Origin of the sequence: Pseudomonas sp. CVAP#3 (genome assembly GCF_018986375.1) — a bacterium.
GTDB lineage: Bacteria > Pseudomonadota > Gammaproteobacteria > Pseudomonadales > Pseudomonadaceae > Aquipseudomonas > Aquipseudomonas helvetica.
In genome coordinates this window covers 51,834-70,610 of record NZ_JAHMSC010000008.1, presented here as the reverse complement: position 1 = coordinate 70,610, position 18,777 = coordinate 51,834, and the positions used below count along the sequence as shown (strand labels likewise).

Here is an 18,777-nt window from a genome sequence, read left to right as displayed (position 1 = left end):
CACTCGTCTGATGCGCCGATATTTACGGCCAGTTCACAAAGTGCAGTCAGTCCCGAACCAGCCCTTGAGCGAGTGCTTCGGAAACAACGCCTGTTACAAGCTGAGTACCAGCAAAACAGCTGTCACCCAGTCTTGTGTAGCCATGAGCGTGAACTCCCCATTGGAGAACACGGTAAATGCCAACCCGCTGCGGATTCTGCGCGCGGCAGCACCCGAATTATCAGGGATACGTGTAGGGTGGAGATGCACAACCGTCGGACTGTGTAGCACTAGGCTTATATTTAGACGCTTCATCTCGTCCACAGTCGCCGGTTGATTCCTCCTCCTGACTGAGTGCTTAAGTAGCCACAGCAAGCAGGACGCGTACGTCGCGACTCCGGCCCAATTGGTCGAACCTCGCTAGACACTGGAGTGGCCAACCACTCCTGACGCACCTGACACCGACCGTGAGAAGTCGTGTGTGCCGAACGCCGTTTCCGGCAGCCCGGAAACCGACGGTACTACATGAAAAGAATGCTGATTAACGCAACTCAACCCGAAGAGTTGCGTGTTGCACTGGTAGACGGCCAGCGCCTCTACGACCTGGACATCGAGTCCGGTGCACGCGAGCAGAAGAAGGCCAACATCTATAAAGGCCGGATTACTCGCATCGAACCAAGCCTTGAGGCTGCCTTTGTCGACTTCGGCTCTGAGCGCCACGGCTTCCTGCCCCTCAAAGAAATCTCCCGCGAATACTTCAAGAAAGCCCCTGAAGGCCGCGTCAACATCAAGGACGTCCTGAGCGAAGGCCAGGAAGTCATCGTTCAGGTCGAAAAAGAAGAACGTGGCAACAAGGGCGCCGCCCTGACCACCTTCATCAGCCTGGCCGGTCGTTACCTGGTATTGATGCCAAACAACCCGCGTGCCGGCGGCATCTCCCGTCGCATCGAAGGTGAAGAGCGCAACGAACTGCGTGAAGCCCTGAACGGCCTGGTTGCCCCGGCCGACATGGGTCTGATCGTGCGCACTGCCGGTCTTGGCCGCAGCAGCGAAGAAATGCAGTGGGACCTCGACTACCTGCTGCAACTGTGGACCGCCATCAAAGAAGCCTCGCTGGATCGTTCCGCGCCATTCCTGATCTATCAGGAAAGCAACGTGATCATCCGTGCGATCCGCGACTATCTGCGCCAGGACATCGGCGAAGTGCTGATCGACAGCGTTGAAGCCCAGGACGAAGCCCTGACCTTCATCCGCCAGGTGATGCCGCAGTACGCCAGCAAGATCAAGCTGTACGAAGACAGCGTTCCGCTGTTCAACCGTTTCCAGATCGAAAGCCAGATCGAGACCGCTTTCCAGCGCGTCGTTGAACTGCCTTCCGGCGGCTCCATCGTTATCGATCCGACCGAAGCCCTGGTGTCCATCGACATCAACTCGGCGCGCGCCACCAAAGGCAGCGACATCGAAGAAACCGCCCTGCAGACCAACCTTGAAGCCGCCGAAGAAATCGCCCGTCAGTTGCGCCTGCGCGACATCGGCGGCCTGATCGTCATCGACTTCATCGACATGACCCCTGCCAAGAACCAGCGCGCCGTGGAAGAGAAAGTCCGCGAATGCCTGGAAGCCGACCGCGCTCGCGTGCAAGTCGGTCGCATCTCGCGCTTCGGCCTGCTGGAAATGTCCCGTCAGCGCCTGCGCCCATCGCTGGGCGAAAGCAGCGGCATCGTCTGCCCTCGCTGCAACGGCACCGGCATCATCCGTGACGTTGAATCGCTGTCGCTGGCGATCCTGCGCCTGATCGAAGAAGAAGCCCTGAAAGACCGTACTGCCGAAGTTCGCGCACAAGTGCCGATCCCGGTCGCTGCGTTCCTGCTGAACGAAAAACGTAACTCGATCACCAAGATCGAACTGCGCACCCGTGCCCGCATCGTCATCCTGCCGAACGATCACCTCGAAACGCCGCACTTCGAAGTTCAGCGTCTGCGCGATGACAGCCCGGAAGCCCACATCAACCAGTCCAGCTACGAAATCGCTGCTGCCGCTGCTGAAGTGGAAGAAGTTCAACCGGCTGCCGCCACCCGCACCCTGGTTCGCCAGGAAGCCGCCGTGAAAACCGCTCCAGCCCGCGCCAACGCTCCGGTTCCGACCGAAGTCGTTGCTGCCCCGGTTGCCGCTCCGGTCGCCGCACCTGAGCCAAGCCTGTTCAAAGGCCTGGTGAAGTCGCTGGTCAGCCTGTTCGCCACCAAGGAAGAGCCTGCTGCTCCGGTTGTGGTTGAAAAACCAGCCGCCGAGCGTCCGGCACGCAACGAAGAGCGTCGTAACGGTCGTCAGCAGAGCCGCAACCGTAACGGTCGCCGCGATGAAGAGCGCAAGCCGCGCGAAGAACGCGCCCCTCGTGAAGAACGCGCACCGCGCGAGCCTCGTGAAGAGCGTCAACCACGCGAAGCCCGCGAAGAGACTCCAGCAGTCGCTCGCGAAGAACGCGCACCGCGCCCACCGCGTGAAGAGCGCGCACCACGCGCCCCTCGTGAAGACCGCAAGCCACGTGGCGAGCGTGAAGAGCGCCCGGTTCGTGAATTGCGTGAACCTCTGGATGCCGCGCCAGCCGCTGCCGCCGCTGTAACGGCTGTAACGGCTGTTGCCGAAGAGCGTCCGGCTCGTCAGCCACGTGAAGAGCGCGCTCCACGCCCACCGCGTGAAGAACGTCAACCACGTGCCGAGCAAGCCGCTGCTGCGGTTGCCGAAGAAGAGTTGCCGACCAACGAAGAGCAACTGCAGGAAGACGGTCAGGACAACGCCGAAGGCGATCGTCCACGCCGCCGCTCCCGTGGTCAGCGTCGTCGCAGCAACCGTCGCGAGCGTCAACGCGATGCCAACGGCAACGTAATCGAAGGCTCGGAAGAGTCCGAAACCAGCGAAGAGCCAACCGGCGCTGAACTGGCTGCCGGCCTGGCCGTTACCGCAGCTGTTGCCAGCACTGTGATCAGCGCTCCAGCTGAAGCCCAGGCTCACCAGCAAGCTGAACGCGCTACTGCTGCCGTGACTGAAGAAGTTGCTCAGGAAGTTGCTCAGGTTGAAGCGCCAGTCGTGGAAGCCACTACCCCAGTCGAAGCGCCAGCCGCTCCAGCTGTAGAAGTAGCTCCAGTTCGTGAAGCGCAGCTTGAAGCTCACGCTGCTGTTGAACCAGCCGTAGTTGCCGAACAGCCAGTAGTCGCTGCAGAGCCTGTGGTTGAAGCCCCGGTCGCTGAGAAGGCGCCTGAGGTTCGCGAAGAGCAAACTGCGTTCAACTGGGTTGCAGAAACTGCAGCTGTCGAAGCTCCAGCGCCAGTCGCTGAAGCCCCGGCTGTTGTTGCCGAGCCTGCTCCGGTGGTTGAAGCTCCGGTTGTTGCCGAAGTGGCTGCACCGGTTGTCGAAGCCGCTCCGGTCAGCGCCCTGACGCCAAGTGGCCGCGCGCCAAACGACCCACGTGAAGTGCGTCGCCGCAAGCGTGAAGCCGAGCGCCTGCAGAAGGAAGCCGAACTGGCTGCCGCTGCTGCACCGGCTGTTGCTGCCGAGCCTGCTCCGGTTGTCGCCGAAGTCGTCGAGGCAGCCCCTGCCCCGGCCGCCGAAGTGACTGCCGAACCTGCTGCCCCAGCCATCGACGAAAACCTGCGTTCCGTCGAAGAGGTGGTAGAGCACAAACCTGAGGCCCTGGAAAAAGAGCACGAGCCTAAACCTCTCGCCTGATTCCATCAGCCACTAAAAAGCCCCGCCTGGTAACCCAGGCGGGGCTTTTTTATGTCCGTTGTGATGAAGATCGTTCCCACGCGCAGCAAAGGAATGCCGCCCCGGACGCTCTGCGTCCAAGGCTGTGACGCAGAGCGTCACTGGATGTATTCCCACGCAGAGCGTGGGAACAAGCCCTCAAACTACTGAAAGACCAACGCTTCAGGCACATCCACGTCCCACAACACGCCCGGATCCTCCACCGCCACCTCTACCACTTTCGCCGAGGCAAACAGCGGCTTGGCCCCGCGGTCGCCGGACAACGCCATCAGCGCTGCACCCAACGAACGCCCAAATCCTACCGGATGCCCAAACTCGCCACCCTGCACGGGCACACTGATGGTATCGAGCGCAATCCCCTCGACAATCCGCTCGATACTCGACGGCAAGATAAACGGCATATCCCCCAACACCACCAGCCAGCCATCCAGCGCCGGACACGCAGCGACCGCCGCCGCAATGCTGTCGCCCATGCCTGCCGATGCCAGCTGCAGCACCTGGCAACCATAAGCCCGAGCCAGCCGCGCAACCTCTGGACGATCCGGCGTCGTCACCAACAACCGGGTGTCCATGCCCATCGGCAGATTGCGCAGCACCTGCTCGATCACCGGTCGCACAATACCGTCGCGCCCTTCGCACATCGCCAGCAACTTGTCCTGATCGGTACCTGCCACTTGTCGATAACGACTGCCCTGCCCCGCCGCAAGAATGATCGCGCCCAGCTTCATACCCTGTTCGACGCTACGCATCAGGCTTTGGTCTGCTGCCAGCCTTGCAACTGATAGCGCACCGGCAAGCTGCGAATACGCTTGCCGGTGGCGGCGAAGATCGCATTGCACAACGCCGGAGCGATGGGCGGCACACCCGGCTCACCGACACCGCCCAGCGGCACGTTGCCCGCCGGTGTGACCAAATGCACAGCCACCTCTTTCGGCGCCAGGGACATGCGCGCCACTTCGTACATATGGAAGTTGTCCTGCTGGACCTTGCCGTCCTTGAAGCTGATTTCACCCAGCACCGCGTTACCCAGGCCCATCACGCAGGCACCTTCGAACTGCGAGCGAATCCGCTCCGGGTTGATCTGAGGGCCGCAATCGACCGCGATGTCGGCCTTGTGCACGATCAGCGTACCGTCATCCTTGACTTCAACCTCGATGACCGCCGCCACATAGGTGACGAAGCTGTAATGCACCGCCAGGCCCAAACCACGGCCCTTGGGCAGTTTTCGCCCCCAACCGGCACCCTTGGCCGCCGTTTCCAGAACGCCACGCAGGCGCGCCGTATCGATTGGATAGCGCTCAGGGGATTCGCCGTAGTTCCACTCTTCGCTCAAGGTTCGCGGATCGATCTGACGGTCCGGCCCCAAGAGCTTGATCTGGTACTTCAGCGGGTCTTGTCCGGCCTTGTGCGCCAACTCGTCGACAAAACTCTGAATCGCGAAACCGTGAGGAATGTTCGACACCGAGCGATACCAACCAACCCGGGTATGCGCCGCCGCATCAGGGTTTTCCAGGCGCACATTGGGAATCGCGTAGGCCATGTTGGTAAAGCCCATGCCCAACTCGAAGGCCGCTTCGTGATTCATGCCAGGTGCGAACAACGCGGTGATGCTGGGCGCCACGGTGCGGTGCAGCCAACCGGACGGCATACCGTCCTTGTTCAGGCTGGCCTTGAGGTATTCCGCCGAGACGGTATGGAAGTACGAACAGTGGATGTCGTCTTCACGGGTCCATTGCACGCGCACAGCCTTGCCCGGAAACTCCTTGGCCAGGATTGCTGCTTCCAGAATGAAATCCGGCTTGGACTTGCGACCGAAACCACCGCCCAACAAGGTGACGTTGACCGTGACCTTGTCGAATGCAATGCCCAAGCGCTCGGCGATGCGCTCGCGGGTCACTTGCGGGGCCTGACTCGGCGCCCAGGCTTCGCAATGGCCATCCTTGAAACGTGCAACGGCAACCATCGGTTCCATTGGCGACTGTGCCAGATGCGGCAAGTAGTAGGCCGCCTCCAGACTGCTGTCGGCGCTGTTCATGGCCTCTTCGATATTGCCGGTGCTGCGCACCACTTTGCCCGGTTTCAGGGCGGCGGCTTCCAGCTCCTTGCGGTAGGCAATCGAGTCGTAACCGGCATTGGCACCGTCATCCCACTCGATCTTCAGCGCTTCACGCCCCTTGATCGCCGCCCAGGTATTGCTGGCAATCACCGCCACCCCGCCCAACGGCTGGAATTCCGAGGGCAATGGGCGACTTTCAATCTGGATGACCTTGACCACTCCCGGGACCTTCAGCGCCGCGCTGGCATCGAAGGACTTGACCTTGCCGCCATACACCGCCGGCCGCGCCACGGTGGCGAAGAGCATGCCGTCAAAGTGCACGTCGGCACCGTAGACCGCACGACCATTGACGATGTCCGCACCATCGATCGCCCGGGTCGACTCTTTGCCGATGTAGCGAAACTCCGAAGGCTGCTTCAGCCGCAAGCTTTCACGAGCCGGCACGGCCAGCGCCCTCGCAGCGACGGCGAGCGCACCGTAACCGAGTTCACGCCCGGTCGGCTGGTGGATAACTTTGTGTAATTGCGCGCGGCATTCGCCAACCGGGACCTTCCACTGATCAGCCGCCGCTTGCTCCAGCATGGTTCGTGCAGCGGCACCGCAACGGCGCATCGGCTCGTACCAATGGCGCATGCTGCGCGAGCCGTCGGTGTCCTGGTTACCGAAGCGCACCTCATCTCCCGGCGCCTGCCGGACCAAGACCCGCGCCCAATCGGCGTCCAGTTCATCGGCGACCACCATGCTCAAGCTGGTGCGCACGCCCTGGCCCATTTCCGAACGGTTGCAGACCACCGTCACGCTGCCATCGGCGGCAATGCTCACGTAGACCTTGGGATCATCGATCCAGCCGTTGGGCATGCCCTCGGCACCGAATTTCTTCTCTTCGGCGAACGCATCCTGCCAACCCCAACTGGCAGCGAGCACCAGCGCACCGGTCGCACTCACGCCTTTGAGAAAACCGCGACGACTGAGATTGCTCAGGGCGAAATCATTCGGTAGCTGGCTCATGCCTTGCGCTCCTGCAGATGAGTGGAGGCCTGGCGGATCGCGGTCTTGATGCGGTTATACGTGCCGCAGCGGCAGATATTGCCGACCATCGCCTGCTCGATCTGTTCATCGCTGGGATTGGGGTTGGTCTTGAGCAACGCAGTGGCCGACATGATCTGCCCGCTCTGGCAAAAGCCGCACTGGGCGACTGCCGTGTCGAGCCAGGCTTGCTGGACGACCTGACCGACCGGATCGCTGTGCAGATTGTCGATGGTGCTGACGTCCTGCCCGATCACCGATCCGATAGGCGTGATGCAACTGCGCGCCGGGGCGCCGTCGATATGAATCGTGCAAGCGCCACACAAGCCCATGCCGCAACCGAATTTGGTGCCGTTGTAACCGGCCACATCACGGATTGCCCAGAGCAGCGGCATGTCCTCGGTGACGTCGAGTTGATGATCTTGACCATTGAGCTTCAGGGTAATCATGGGCACGCCCGCATATGGGTAGAGTTATGGAGCAAATGATTGCATCGTTAGCAGGCTAAGTTAACTCAGCATTAACAAAAAAGCCCTGCAACCAAGGTAGGTGTGCAGGGCTCTGGATTCAGCGATCAAGCGTAGCTCAATACTGATTCGGCTCCATTTCCAGCTCGACATTGAAGCGCTCGGCGATGTCTCTCTGGATCCGCTGTGCCAGGTTAAGCAGCTCAAGCCCGGTGGCGGTGCCGTAGTTGACCAGCACCAACGACTGCAAACGATGCACACCGGCGTCGCCATCACGGAAGCCTTTCCAGCCCGCCTGCTCAATCAACCAGCCGGCCGCCAGCTTCACTCGGCCATCCGCTTGTGGATAACCGACCAGGCCCGGATGCTCAAGGCGAATTTGTGCCGCCAGAGCTGCCGATACCTGCGGGTTCTTGAAAAAGCTGCCGGCATTACCGAGCACCGCCGGGTCAGGGAGTTTCTCATTGCGAATGCTGCAAATCGCCTGGCTGACATCGGTCGCGGTGGGATGATCGATGCCTTGCTCGGTCAGGCGCTGACGAACCGGGCCGTATTCCAGATGCAAATGCTCGACGCGGTTCAGGGCAAAACGTACCCGCAGGATCAGCCAGCGACCGACCTGCTGCTTGAACAGGCTGTCGCGGTAGGCAAAGTTGCACTCGGCCAGCGTGAAATCGCGCAGCTCGCCGGTCTGGCGGTCCAGCGCGGTCAGACCGGCGAACACATCTTTGATCTCGACCCCATAGGCCCCGATGTTCTGCATCGGCGCGGCACCGACGGTGCCAGGGATCAGGCTAAGGTTCTCAAGGCCAGACAGGCCCTGCGCCAGTGTCCATTGCACAAACGGGTGCCAGCTTTCGCCAGCCTCGGCTTCGATCACCACCTGACTGCCGTTGTCGCTCAACACCCGAATGCCATGGGTGGCCATGCGCAGCACCAGCGCGGCAATGTCTGCGGTCAATAACAGGTTGCTGCCACCGCCAATCACCAACAGCGGCACAGCCTGCGCAGCCGAATACGCCAGCGCCTCGCGCACATCGGCATCACTGCGGGCTTCGGCAAACAATTGCGCGCGCACGTCCACGCCAAAGCTGTTGTACGGCTTCAGCGAAACCTGCGATTGCAGGTGCAAAGTCATAAGCGTCCCTTCAATTCAATCACCAGCAAATCGCTGGCGCGCTCGATCAGGTCCAGCACCTGCTCGAAGCCTTGATCGCCGTCATAATAAGGATCCGGCACTTCATCCACGCTCGACTCATAGCGACGCAGGAACAAATCCAGCTCCGCCCTGCCCTTGGCCGGTTGCATCGCCTTGAGGTTGCGCAAGTTGCTGTGGTCCATGGCGAGGATCAGGTCATAGCTGGAAAAGTCGGCGCGCGTGACCTGTTGGGCGCGTTGCGCAGACAGGTCATAACCACGGCGCAGCGCAGCAGCCTGGCTGCGCTTGTCCGGCGCCTTGCCGATGTGCCAGTCACCGGTGCCCGCAGAAGCCACTTCGACCTGATCGGCCAAACCGGCTTCACGCAGTTTGTGTCGCAGCACACCTTCAGCCGTGGGTGAACGGCAGATGTTGCCCAGGCAGACGAACAGAACCCGCATCAGGCCTCCAGCAGGCGACGAACGCGCTCGAGGTCTTCCGCCGTGTCGACACCCGGTGGCGGTGCAATCAGTGCATCGGCAACGTGAATCCGCACACCGTGCCAAAGGGCGCGCAGTTGCTCCAGGCACTCGGTGTTTTCCAGCCAGCACGGGCCCCAACTGACAAAGTCATGCAGGAAACCGGCGCGATAGGCATAAATGCCAATGTGCCGACGGTAAGGAACGCCAGCCGGCAATTGCTCGCGGCTCTTGGCGAAGTCGTCACGCGCCCACGGCAAGGTTGCGCGACTGAACGTCAGCGCCAGGCCATTCAGATCGCTGACGACCTTGACCACGTTGGGGTTGAACAGGGTTTCAACGTCTTCGATCGGCTCGGCCAGAGTCGCCATGCGCGCTTCGGTGTGAGCCGCCAGGTTGGCCGCGACCTGATCGATCACGCTTGGCGGAATCAATGGCTCATCGCCCTGCACGTTGACCACGATAGCGTCCGGCGCCAGGCCCAGTTGGGCAGCGACTTCAGCCAGACGATCGGTGCCGGAGTTGTGATCCTCGCGAGTCATCACCACTTCAGCGCCAAACGCCTTGCAGGCCTCGACGATGCGCGCATCGTCAGTAGCAACGACTACCCGTTGCGCGCTGCTTTTGCTCGCCTGTTCCCAAACGTGCTGGATCATCGGCTTGCCGGCAATCATTTGCAGGGGTTTACCTGGCAGACGGGTAGAAGCAAAACGCGACGGAATCACGACGGTGAAGGCTGTGCTCATTTATCCAGACGCTCGTCTGTTGTCAGGGTGCGTGCTTCACTTTCGAGCATCACCGGAATGCCATCACGAATCGGATAAGCCAGACCGGCGCCTTTACTGATCAGCTCGGTTTTATCAGCGCTGAGCTTGAGCGGACCTTTGCAGATCGGGCAAGCGAGGATGTCGAGCAATTTGGTGTCCATGAGCATTCCCTGGATAAAAACGTTTTAAGGCAAAAGCCGCGCGGGCAACAGCCGCATCAACTGCGTATCGAACCAGGCCACGAAGGCCGGTGATGGCGCAGCATCGACCGTCAGATACCACCAGTCGGCGGCCGCGAAGGCTCGGCATTTCACCGCATCCTTCTCGGTCATCACCAACGGTAGCGACGGTGTGAAATTCAAGCCCGCCGCGCTGTATTCGGCGTGGTCGGCAAAAGCATGTGGAACAGGCTGCCAGTGTAGCGTTTCAAGGGTGTTGAAGAAACGTTGCGGATTACCGATTCCGGCCACCGCGTGCAAGGCCTGGCCAGCGGGGAAATGCTCAAGCGAACGACGCTCGCCCGTCAGCAGGTTGACCAGCGCGGTCGGTTGCAGCTGGAAGGCAAAGCCGTCGTCTCGATCTGCCGTGGCACCGTTGTAGAGCAGCGCGTCGACGCTTTGCAGGCGTTCGACCGGCTCACGCAGAGGCCCCGCCGGCAGGCAGCGTTTATTGCCCAACCCGCGTGCGGCATCGATCAGCACCAGCTCAAGATCGCGTGCCAGACGGTAATGTTGCATGCCATCGTCAGACAGAATCAGATCCAGCGGCTCGGCGGCCAGCAGTGCCTGCACGGCGCGACTGCGATACGGATCGATCATCAACGGCACGCCGGTGCGCTGGACGATCAACAGCGGTTCATCACCAGCGACGGCTGCGCTCTGATCGGCTTCGACCCGCCAGGGCAGTTGTGGCGGTTTGGCGCCATAACCGCGACTGACCACGCCAACCCGCAGACCGCTGCGCTGGCAGTGGTCGATCATCCACAGGATCAACGGCGTCTTGCCGGTTCCGCCAACCGTAATGTTGCCGACCACGATCAGCGGCACCGGTGGCTGGTAGATCTCGCCTTGGCCTGCCAGAAACCGTTCGCGCTTGGCCGTGACCACGCGCCGGTACAACCACTCCAGTGGCTGCAACAGTTTCAGCGCCGGATGACCGGCGTACCAGGCGGCGAGCAAACGATCGGACATGGCCATCAGGGTGCCGGCGCCGCCTCGACGGTGGTCATGCGCAAGTGGGTGAAACCCAGCTTGCCCGCGGCATCCATCGCCGTGATCACGGCCTGATGCTGGGTTTTGCCATCGGCACTAATGGACAACGGCGAGTTGGTGTCACCATTCGACTCCTTCTTCAAGGCGTCGATCAGGCTGGCCAGATCGTTCTTCGGCAACAATTGGTTGTTGACCGAAAACACTCCGTCGGCGCTGATGGCGATGTCCACTTGCTTGGTCTGCTGGTCTTCGGCAGGCGACCCGCTGACGGCTTCCGGCAGGTCGACGCGCAGCTGGGTTTCCCGGGTAAAGGTGGTGGTCACGACGAAGAACAACAGCAGGACAAACACCACGTCGATCAGCGACACGAGGTTGATGTCCACGTTCTCCCGTTGCTTGCGGCGGAATTTCACGCTTTGCCCTCAGCCAGATCGACGTCTCGGTCGCCCTGCACCACTTCAACCAGCTTGATGGCTTCCTGCTCCATGCCTACGACGAGTTCATCGATGCGCCGTTGCAGGAACCGGTGGAAGAACACCGACGGGATACCGACGATCAGGCCCGAAGCCGTGGTAATCAAGGCTTTGGAAATACCCCCGGCCAGCACCGCTGCGTTGGTGGTCATGCCGGTGCTCATGAACGAACTGAAGATATCGATCATGCCCAACACCGTGCCGAGCAGGCCGAGCAACGGCGCCATGGCGGCGATGGTGCCGAGCGCGTTGATGTAGCGTTCCAACTCGTGGATCACCCGGGCAGCGGCCTCTTCGATGCACTCTTTCATGATCTCGCGACCATGCTTGGAGTTGGCCAGGCCCGCGGCGAGGATCTCGCCCAACGGTGAGTTGGCGCGCAGCTCCTTGAGTTTTTCCTTGTTGAGTTGCTTGTCCTTGATCCAGACCCAGACCTGCCCGAGCAAATGCTCCGGGGTCACACGGCTGGCGCGCAAGGTCCAGAGACGCTCGGCAACGATCGCCATTGCCGCGATGGAACTCAGAATGATCGGCAGCATCATCCAGCCGCCGGATTTGACCAATTCCCACACAGTGACAGTCCCCTCGAAAAAGTCCGCCACTTTAACATACAGACTCGACAGAGAGACCCGACACGCCACAGACCGTGTGTCGCATGGCGCGCCGCGCTGATGACCGGTGGTTATTGGCTGACAGACGGCGGCGCACGCCAGAAACGTGGTTGCTGGCGCAGTGACTCGGGCACCTCGAACGCCCCCAGACGCAAACGCAAGGCGCCCTGCTCGGCGCTGTCATAAACCTGCATGCCCAGCTTGCGATAACGCGCCAGCACTTGCGGATGAGGATGACCGAACGAATTGTCGTGCCCACGAGAAATCAACACGGCCTTGGGTGCCAACGCCGTGAGGAAGGCCATCGACGATGAGCTGCGACTGCCGTGATGCGGCGCCTGTAGCCAGTCGGTCGCGACCGCCAGCGGACTTTCCAGCAACGCCTGCTCGGCCCGGGCGTCAATGTCGCCAGTCAACAACAGACGCTCGCCGTTGGCTTCGATCTGCAGGACGCAGGATTTCTGGTTGCTCTCACTCGCTCCGGACCATTGCCAGAGCGCAAAACTCACCCCGTCCCACTCCCAGTGCTGACCGCTCTTGCAGGCCTGCGCGTGCAACTCGGCCGGCAGCGCTTCGGGATCACCACTGAGCACCTGCGCCACCGGCAATCCGCGTGCGACCGAGCGCGCACCGCCGGCGTGATCGGCATCGGCATGACTGATCAACATCACCTCCAGCTTGCGCACACCGAGCTTGCGCAACGACGGCAACACCACCCGCTCGCCCAGATCGAAATCACCGAAACGCGGACCGGCGTCGTAGAGCAACGCGTGATGACGCGTGCGGACCACGATGGCCAGGCCCTGGCCGACGTCCAGTTGCCAGATTTCAGCCATGCCGTCAGGTACGGAACTGAGTGGAGGGAACACCATCAACAGCAACATCGGCCAACCCAACAACCGCATGGGCAGGCCCTTGGGCAACAACAGCAGAAAAGCGCCAAACGCACTTATCCCCCAGACCCAAAGGGGAATCACCGGGGCAACCCATGCCGGTATCCGCCCGGCCACCAATGCCAGACCGTTGAACAGCACGTCGAGCAAGCCGCCGGCGAGCCACAACAGCCCCTCGCCGATATAAGGCAGCGGCAACAGCAACGTCCCGAGCAAAGCCGGGGGCAACACCACCAGGCTGATCCAGGGCACGGCCAGCAGATTAGTCAAAGGGCCACTGAGGCTGATGGGCAAACCGAGTATCAGCAGCAACGGACACAAGCCAATCGCGATCAGCCATTGCGCCCGCGTCCAGGTTTGCCACCAGCGCCAGGCGCCCAGGCGGCCGCCGAAGGTAAAAATCAGCACCGCCACGGCTGCAAATGACAACCAGAACCCCACCTGCAAACTGGCCAGTGGCTCAAGCAACAACACCGTATTCAACGCCAGCAGCAAAGGCCACCAGGCACCCAGATGACGAAACCGCAGGCGCCATAACAGCACCAGACCAATCATCACGCAGGCCCGGCGCACCGGCACCTCGAAACCGGCCAGCAGCCCATAACCGAGCCCCGCCGCGAATGCCATGCCGCAGGCCCACGGCAGCCAGGGCAATCTCCGTGGCCACAACCCATAACGCGCCAATCCGGCAATCAGTAGATAAACCATTCCGGCCAGCAAACCGATGTGCTGCCCGGAAATCACCAGCAAATGCACGGTGCCGGTGTCTTGCAACACGCGCCAGTCTTCGCTGCTCAATCCAGAGCCGTCGCCGAGCACCAGCGCCGCCAATGCCCCCTCTCGCCCTTGCGCATCGACCGCCAGCAAACGCTGGCGAACAGCATCACGCCAGGCCCCTTGTGCAGGCCGGAGCAACTGCCCGTCCTTGACGCTTCCCGTGGCGCCGATGCGTTGCGCCAACAGCCAGGCGTCGTAATCAAAGGCCTGCGGATTGAGCAGGCCTGTGGGGCGCTTCAATTTCACCGCCAGTCGCCAGCGCTCGCCGCTGTTGACGGTCGGACCGTCGTACCAGGCCAACCGCATCAAACCCGGCAATCGGGTGCGCCGCGACTCGCTATCGGCCAACTCGAAACGCACCACGCCTTGCGCGTTCTGCGGCAAGCCGACGACTCGTCCTTCGACCCAGCGGGTTTGCCCGTCGAGGTCCGGCGCCAAACGATCTGCCAAAGCCCAGTGCGCACTGGCACACGCCCAGCTGAAACCGAACAGAAAAAACGCCAGTGGATACGTGCGAAATGGCAACAGCATCAATGCCAGTATGGGCAGCAACAGCAGTAACCAGACCGGTGGCAACACCGGTAAAAAACGCAAGGCCAACAGACCGAGCGCAAGCGCCAACATCCCTGTGCGCATTAGCCTGTCCTTGAGAGTCCCTCCTCTTGGATTAGCCGAGTTACCAAAGTCCGCATTTATTAATTGTCACAAAGTCTGAACTGGCACTCCGTAGAATCCGGGCATACTTGCCGCTTGAACCGACCGAGAAGCCTTATGCCCCGGCGCTTATTCAAACGTTACATGCCAGACCCGACCCGCATCCGGGAACACAAATCCTTACGCTTTCTCGGCACGCTGCTGCATGACCCGAACCTCTGGCACCTCAATCGGCATTCGGTTGCGCGCGCCATGGCCATCGGGGTGTTCGCCGCATTTCTACCGATTCCGTTGCAAATGCTGGTGGCGGCAATGCTCGCCATTTGGCTGCGAGGCAATATTCCGATCGCGGTGAGCCTGGTCTGGCTGACCAACCCGATCACCATGCCCGTGGTGTTTTACTGCACCTATCAGACCGGCGCCTGGCTGATGGATGTCCCCGCCCGCAGCCTGCCGAACGAGCTGACCTGGGAATGGATCAGCGGTGAGCTGTCGACTCTTTGGCAACCGTTTCTGCTGGGCTCGGTGGTGACTGGCCTGGTGCTCGGCGCGTTGGCCTACTGCCTGACCATGACCTACTGGCGCTGGTGGGTGGGTCGACAATGGAAGCGGCGCAGGCAAAGTCGGATTTAGAAATGCAAAAACGGCACTTTCAAGTGCCGTTTGTATTTTCAAGCAAATGGGCAGAACTACCTCCCGCCGCCACACGCTCTCGCATTACCACCCGTCGGCTTATGCCCCAACCTGTAATTTCTGACAGTAGCCAACCGAACCGTCTTCAGCGCCCAATCATCCGGCAGCCGCGCCTTTGTGGAACTCGCAAGGCATTCACATCTGCCACCACTAAGGTCGCGATCCCACAAGTCAAATCACTTGGCAAACACTACAGGGAATACGACATGAACACGGTGCAACAGACAACTGAAAACTTGATCAAAAATGGTGACTTCACGGCCGGGTCCAAGGACTGGGAATATAAGCCAACGGTCAGATTCTTCGATGACCTTGCAGAAATCGTTACCACTGTTCCCAATGAACACGCTGAATTGACCCAACAAATCACAGGCCTGAGTTTAAAAAAGGGTGTAAAGCTGAATTTGAAGTTCACCGCCAAGGATTTTTACCAAACGCCTGCAGCTGTGAAAATCTCCAACACCACCCCCTCCTTAATCTATTTCCAGGAAAATGAGACATTTGACTATGTTTTTACGCTTGAGTCGGATACTACGACCCTGGCAATCACTTTTACGACTCGCGGCTCATTTCAATTAGATGACGTTGATTTGTCACTGGTTTCATCCAACAAATCCTGAAACGATGCAAAACTGCCCGCTTCCAACGGAGCGGGCATCATCATTTAAGTACGCATCCCACGCCCGCTCACCAACAACCACGCGCAACCGATGTACAACACCACGGTTGCTGCCCGTGACGCTCCGCGTCACTGGACGCGGAGCATTCCTAGAGGCATTCCTTTGGGCGCGTGGGAACGATTAAATAGCCAATTACAGTGCCGCCCCCTGTAGCAGCTGTCGAGCTTGCGAGGCTGCGTTCGGTCTGGGCCGCATCCGGACGCAGCGGTCGTAAAATCATGCAACACGTTCTTTCAGGTAAACCGCATACGCAGGGTTGGCGAGGACTTCGTCCGAACGCGGCCCGCCTCTAACGCAGCCTCGCGGGCTCGGCAGCTGCTACGACGGGTGTTTAAGCTTGCCTACGCTGTGCCCATCGGAGGCTACAGTGCCTTGCGTCACGGACTACACCTGCGCCAGAATCCGCCGGCTTGTGCGCTTTGGTCCTCGCCTCTATTGTTTCCGTGTCACTGCCAATCAGTGATCGGGTTTAGCAGCTCGGAGGTTTCACGTAGGTGCACTGCACTCCAGAAATTCAGGTATTCCCTATCCCTGAACGCTATGGTGGCTGTGCGCAGGGCGCCCTCGGGCGCGCCGGTTTTTCGTGATTCCTCCCGGTCTGCTAACCTGCGTACAGCCGCCACCCTCTCGTTTAGCAGCGAATCGGTGGTAGCTCCAAAGAGGAAATTACGACAATGTTCAAAGCCACACCGAATCCGCCCGAAACCGATCCGGTTTCCCCCTACGCCTCCCTCGACTCAAAAGAACTCCACGCCGCCGCACACCGTGCGCTCGATCATTACCTGGTGCTACCCGAGACCAAGCAATTGTTAGCCGACCGACGCCCCGGCTGTATTTTCGTCATTGCCCCCGACGTCGACAGCGAAACCCTGCTGGCCCATGCCTGCGAGACCCTGGCCTCGGTCAATGTCATGGCCAGCGATCTGGCGTTTGAGCTTGAAGGCCCCAAGCGCAATACCGCGCTGGCGATTCAGCAGATGATTTCTCTGGCCGAGTTGGCGGTGAATCGGGCGCTTGATCACCTCGATCCACCGGACTCACCGCAGTAGCACGCCAACACGCTGATCGTTCCCACGCTCCCGCGTGGGAATGCAGCCCGTGACGCTCCGCGTCACTGGACGCGTAGCGTCCCTAGAGGCATTCCCACGCAGAGCATGGGAACGATCAAAAAAAAGGCCTCCACTCGGGAGGCCGTTTTTTTATGTAGTACGCATTTTTTGCAGTGCCAGCAATGACGCCTTCGCGAGCAAGCTCGCTCCCACAAGGATCGAGCTTGCCGCAGGTTAGGTGCGCATTCCGCGTCCGCTAACCAGCAACCGCGCGCAACCGATGTACAGCACCACGGTTGCCACCAGCATGAAGGTAATGGCGATACTGATCTTGATGTCCGAAACGCCGAGGATACCGTAGCGGAAAGCGTTGACCATGTGCAGCACCGGGTTGGCCAGCGACACGGTCTGCCAGAACGGTGGCAGCAAGGTGATCGAATAGAACACCCCGCCCAGGTAGGTCAACGGTGTCAGCACGAACGTCGGGATAATCGAAATGTCGTCGAAGTTGCGCGCAAACACCGCGTTGATGAAACCCAGCAGCGAAAAGATCGTTGCCGTCAGCAGCACCACCAGCAGGGTAATCCCCAAATGGTGCACTTGCAGGTGAGTGAAGAACAGCGAAAGCAGCGTCACGATCACCCCCACCGCCAGGCCACGCAGTACCCCGCCCACGGTGTAGCCGATCAGAATGGTGTGCGGCGAAACCGGTGAAACCATCAGCTCCTCGATGGAGCGCTGGAATTTGCTGCCGAAGAAGCTCGAGACCACGTTGCCGTAGGCGTTGGTGATCACCGACATCATGATCAGACCCGGCACGATGTATTCCATATAGGTGAAGCCACCCATATCACCGATTTGCCGGCCAATCAGATTACCGAAGATCACAAAGTACAGAACCATGGTGATGGCCGGCGGCAGCAGGGTCTGCGGCCAGATCCGGGTAAAACGCCGGACCTCACGATAAACAATGGTATTGAGCGCAACGAGGTTGGGTTTCAGTTCGGAACTCATACGGCCACCTTCGCCAGATTTTTCTCCACCAGAGACACGAACAACTCCTCGAGGCGATTGGTTTTGTTGCGCAGGCTCAGCACTTCGATGTGCTGCGCGGCCAACTGACCGAACAACGCGGTGATGCCGACGGCCTTGTCGACCTGGACTTCCAGGGTGTGGCTATCGACCAGACGAGTCGGATAGCCGATCAACTGCGGCGCCACCGTCATGTCGTTCTTCAGATCCAGCAGGAACGTCTCGACATGCAGCTGGCTGAGCAGGTTACGCATGCTGGTGTTTTCGACGATGGTGCCGTGGTCGATGATGCCGATGTTGCGGCACAGCTGCTCAGCCTCTTCCAGGTAATGCGTGGTGAGGATGATGGTGATGCCTTTCTGGTTCAGCTCGGTGAGGAAGGTCCACATCGAGCGACGCAGTTCGATGTCCACGCCGGCAGTCGGTTCGTCGAGGATCAGCAGGCGCGGTTCATGCACCAATGCGCGCGCGATCATCAGCCGCCGCTTCATGCCGCCCGACAGTGAGCGTGACGGCACATCGCGCTTGTCCCACAGGCCGAGCTGAGTCAGGTATTGCTCAGCGCGTTCCTTGGCGATTTTGGGCGGGATACCGTAGTAACCGGCCTGAGTCACGACTATGTCGAAGGTCTTTTCGAACTGGTTGAAATTGAATTCCTGCGGCACCACGCCGATGCAGCGCTTGAGCCCCGCCGGGTCGCGGTCCAGGTCGTGGCCAAAGATATTCACCGTTCCGCTGGTCTTGTTCACCAGGGTCGAGAGGATGCCGATGGTCGTGGATTTGCCGGCGCCGTTGGGGCCGAGCAAGGCGAAAAAGTCACCTTCGGCGACATCCAGATCGATACCACTCAAGGCCTGGAAACCGTTGCCGTAGGTTTTGGTTAGCTGCCGGATGGACAGAGCAGAACTCATATCGGATTTACGCACCAAGAAGGGAAGTCAGGAATAAATAAGAGCGGGCGGCGAGCCATGCAACCGCGGCGCATGAACGCAATGGTGCTTGGCGACGCCGCACAAGTACAGTCAAGTGT

The 18,777-nt window shown here is 60.4% G+C and carries 17 protein-coding genes; 4 read left to right on the top strand and 13 right to left on the bottom strand.

The features are described from left to right. Window positions 1-504: 504 nt before the first annotated feature. The gene (gene rne, locus KRR23_RS15500; RefSeq protein ID WP_216743218.1) at window positions 505-3,702 is read left to right on the top strand and encodes a ribonuclease E; all 3,198 of its coding nucleotides are present in this window, start codon (window positions 505-507) and stop codon (window positions 3,700-3,702) included. A 182-nt stretch (window positions 3,703-3,884) separates the two neighbouring features. Here the strand turns inward: rne and KRR23_RS15495 are convergent, their stop codons facing one another. The 11 genes from KRR23_RS15495 to KRR23_RS15445 form a co-directional block, all read right to left on the bottom strand. Beyond that, a complete protein-coding gene (locus tag KRR23_RS15495) occupies window positions 3,885-4,490 on the bottom strand; it encodes an NTP transferase domain-containing protein (RefSeq protein WP_253912123.1) in 606 nt (201 codons plus the stop codon). Next, window positions 4,490-6,805, bottom strand: coding sequence for a xanthine dehydrogenase family protein molybdopterin-binding subunit (locus KRR23_RS15490; protein WP_216743217.1), 2,316 nt, complete (start codon window positions 6,803-6,805; stop codon window positions 4,490-4,492). The genes KRR23_RS15495 and KRR23_RS15490 overlap by 1 nt, the downstream gene beginning before the upstream one ends. Continuing rightward, on the bottom strand, window positions 6,802-7,272 hold the full coding sequence (locus KRR23_RS15485; RefSeq protein WP_216743216.1) for a (2Fe-2S)-binding protein: 471 nt from the start codon (window positions 7,270-7,272) through the stop codon (window positions 6,802-6,804). The genes KRR23_RS15490 and KRR23_RS15485 overlap by 4 nt, the downstream gene beginning before the upstream one ends. A gap of 136 nt (window positions 7,273-7,408) precedes the next feature. Beyond that, window positions 7,409-8,428 carry a UDP-N-acetylmuramate dehydrogenase gene (gene murB, locus KRR23_RS15480; RefSeq protein ID WP_216743215.1) on the bottom strand — a complete coding sequence of 340 codons (1,020 nt, stop codon included), beginning with the start codon at window positions 8,426-8,428 and terminating at the stop codon, window positions 7,409-7,411. After that, complete coding sequence (locus KRR23_RS15475) at window positions 8,425-8,889, bottom strand: low molecular weight protein-tyrosine-phosphatase (RefSeq protein WP_216743214.1); 465 nt, start codon at window positions 8,887-8,889, stop codon at window positions 8,425-8,427. Before KRR23_RS15475 ends, murB begins: the two co-directional genes overlap by 4 nt. Continuing rightward, window positions 8,889-9,653: a 3-deoxy-manno-octulosonate cytidylyltransferase gene (gene kdsB, locus KRR23_RS15470; RefSeq protein ID WP_216743213.1), complete on the bottom strand. Its 765-nt coding sequence runs from the start codon at window positions 9,651-9,653 to the stop codon at window positions 8,889-8,891. Before kdsB ends, KRR23_RS15475 begins: the two co-directional genes overlap by 1 nt. After that, window positions 9,650-9,835, bottom strand: coding sequence for a Trm112 family protein (locus KRR23_RS15465; protein WP_003174668.1), 186 nt, complete (start codon window positions 9,833-9,835; stop codon window positions 9,650-9,652). The genes kdsB and KRR23_RS15465 overlap by 4 nt, the downstream gene beginning before the upstream one ends. Window positions 9,836-9,859: 24 nt before the next feature. Next, complete coding sequence (gene lpxK / locus KRR23_RS15460; RefSeq protein WP_216743212.1) at window positions 9,860-10,870, bottom strand: tetraacyldisaccharide 4'-kinase; 1,011 nt, start codon at window positions 10,868-10,870, stop codon at window positions 9,860-9,862. Further along, window positions 10,870-11,298: a biopolymer transporter ExbD gene (locus tag KRR23_RS15455; RefSeq protein ID WP_216743211.1), complete on the bottom strand. Its 429-nt coding sequence runs from the start codon at window positions 11,296-11,298 to the stop codon at window positions 10,870-10,872. Before KRR23_RS15455 ends, lpxK begins: the two co-directional genes overlap by 1 nt. Then, window positions 11,295-11,930: a MotA/TolQ/ExbB proton channel family protein gene (locus KRR23_RS15450; protein WP_019689340.1), complete on the bottom strand. Its 636-nt coding sequence runs from the start codon at window positions 11,928-11,930 to the stop codon at window positions 11,295-11,297. The genes KRR23_RS15455 and KRR23_RS15450 overlap by 4 nt, the downstream gene beginning before the upstream one ends. 110 nt (window positions 11,931-12,040) lie before the next feature. Further along, window positions 12,041-14,275: a DNA internalization-related competence protein ComEC/Rec2 gene (locus KRR23_RS15445; RefSeq protein ID WP_216743210.1), complete on the bottom strand. Its 2,235-nt coding sequence runs from the start codon at window positions 14,273-14,275 to the stop codon at window positions 12,041-12,043. Between the two features lie 135 nt (window positions 14,276-14,410). On the opposite strand from KRR23_RS15445, the gene KRR23_RS15440 reads away from it, so the two are divergent. The 3 genes from KRR23_RS15440 (at window position 14,411) to KRR23_RS15430 (ending at window position 16,715) form a co-directional block, all read left to right on the top strand. Then, complete coding sequence (locus KRR23_RS15440; protein ID WP_216743209.1) at window positions 14,411-14,926, top strand: DUF2062 domain-containing protein; 516 nt, start codon at window positions 14,411-14,413, stop codon at window positions 14,924-14,926. Further along, a complete protein-coding gene (locus KRR23_RS15435) occupies window positions 14,896-15,606 on the top strand; it encodes a hypothetical protein (RefSeq protein WP_216743208.1) in 711 nt (236 codons plus the stop codon). Before KRR23_RS15440 ends, KRR23_RS15435 begins: the two co-directional genes overlap by 31 nt. A 734-nt stretch (window positions 15,607-16,340) precedes the next feature. Next, window positions 16,341-16,715, top strand: coding sequence for a DUF6124 family protein (locus KRR23_RS15430; protein WP_145022253.1), 375 nt, complete (start codon window positions 16,341-16,343; stop codon window positions 16,713-16,715). Between the two features lie 234 nt (window positions 16,716-16,949). Here the strand turns inward: KRR23_RS15430 and KRR23_RS15425 are convergent, their stop codons facing one another. Together KRR23_RS15425 and KRR23_RS15420 are read right to left on the bottom strand one after the other, a co-directional pair. Continuing rightward, window positions 16,950-17,729, bottom strand: a complete 780-nt coding sequence (locus tag KRR23_RS15425) for an ABC transporter permease (RefSeq protein ID WP_216743207.1) — start codon at window positions 17,727-17,729, stop codon at window positions 16,950-16,952. After that, on the bottom strand, window positions 17,726-18,658 hold the full coding sequence (locus KRR23_RS15420) for an ABC transporter ATP-binding protein (protein WP_216743206.1): 933 nt from the start codon (window positions 18,656-18,658) through the stop codon (window positions 17,726-17,728). Before KRR23_RS15420 ends, KRR23_RS15425 begins: the two co-directional genes overlap by 4 nt. Between the last annotated feature and the right edge of the window lie 119 nt (window positions 18,659-18,777).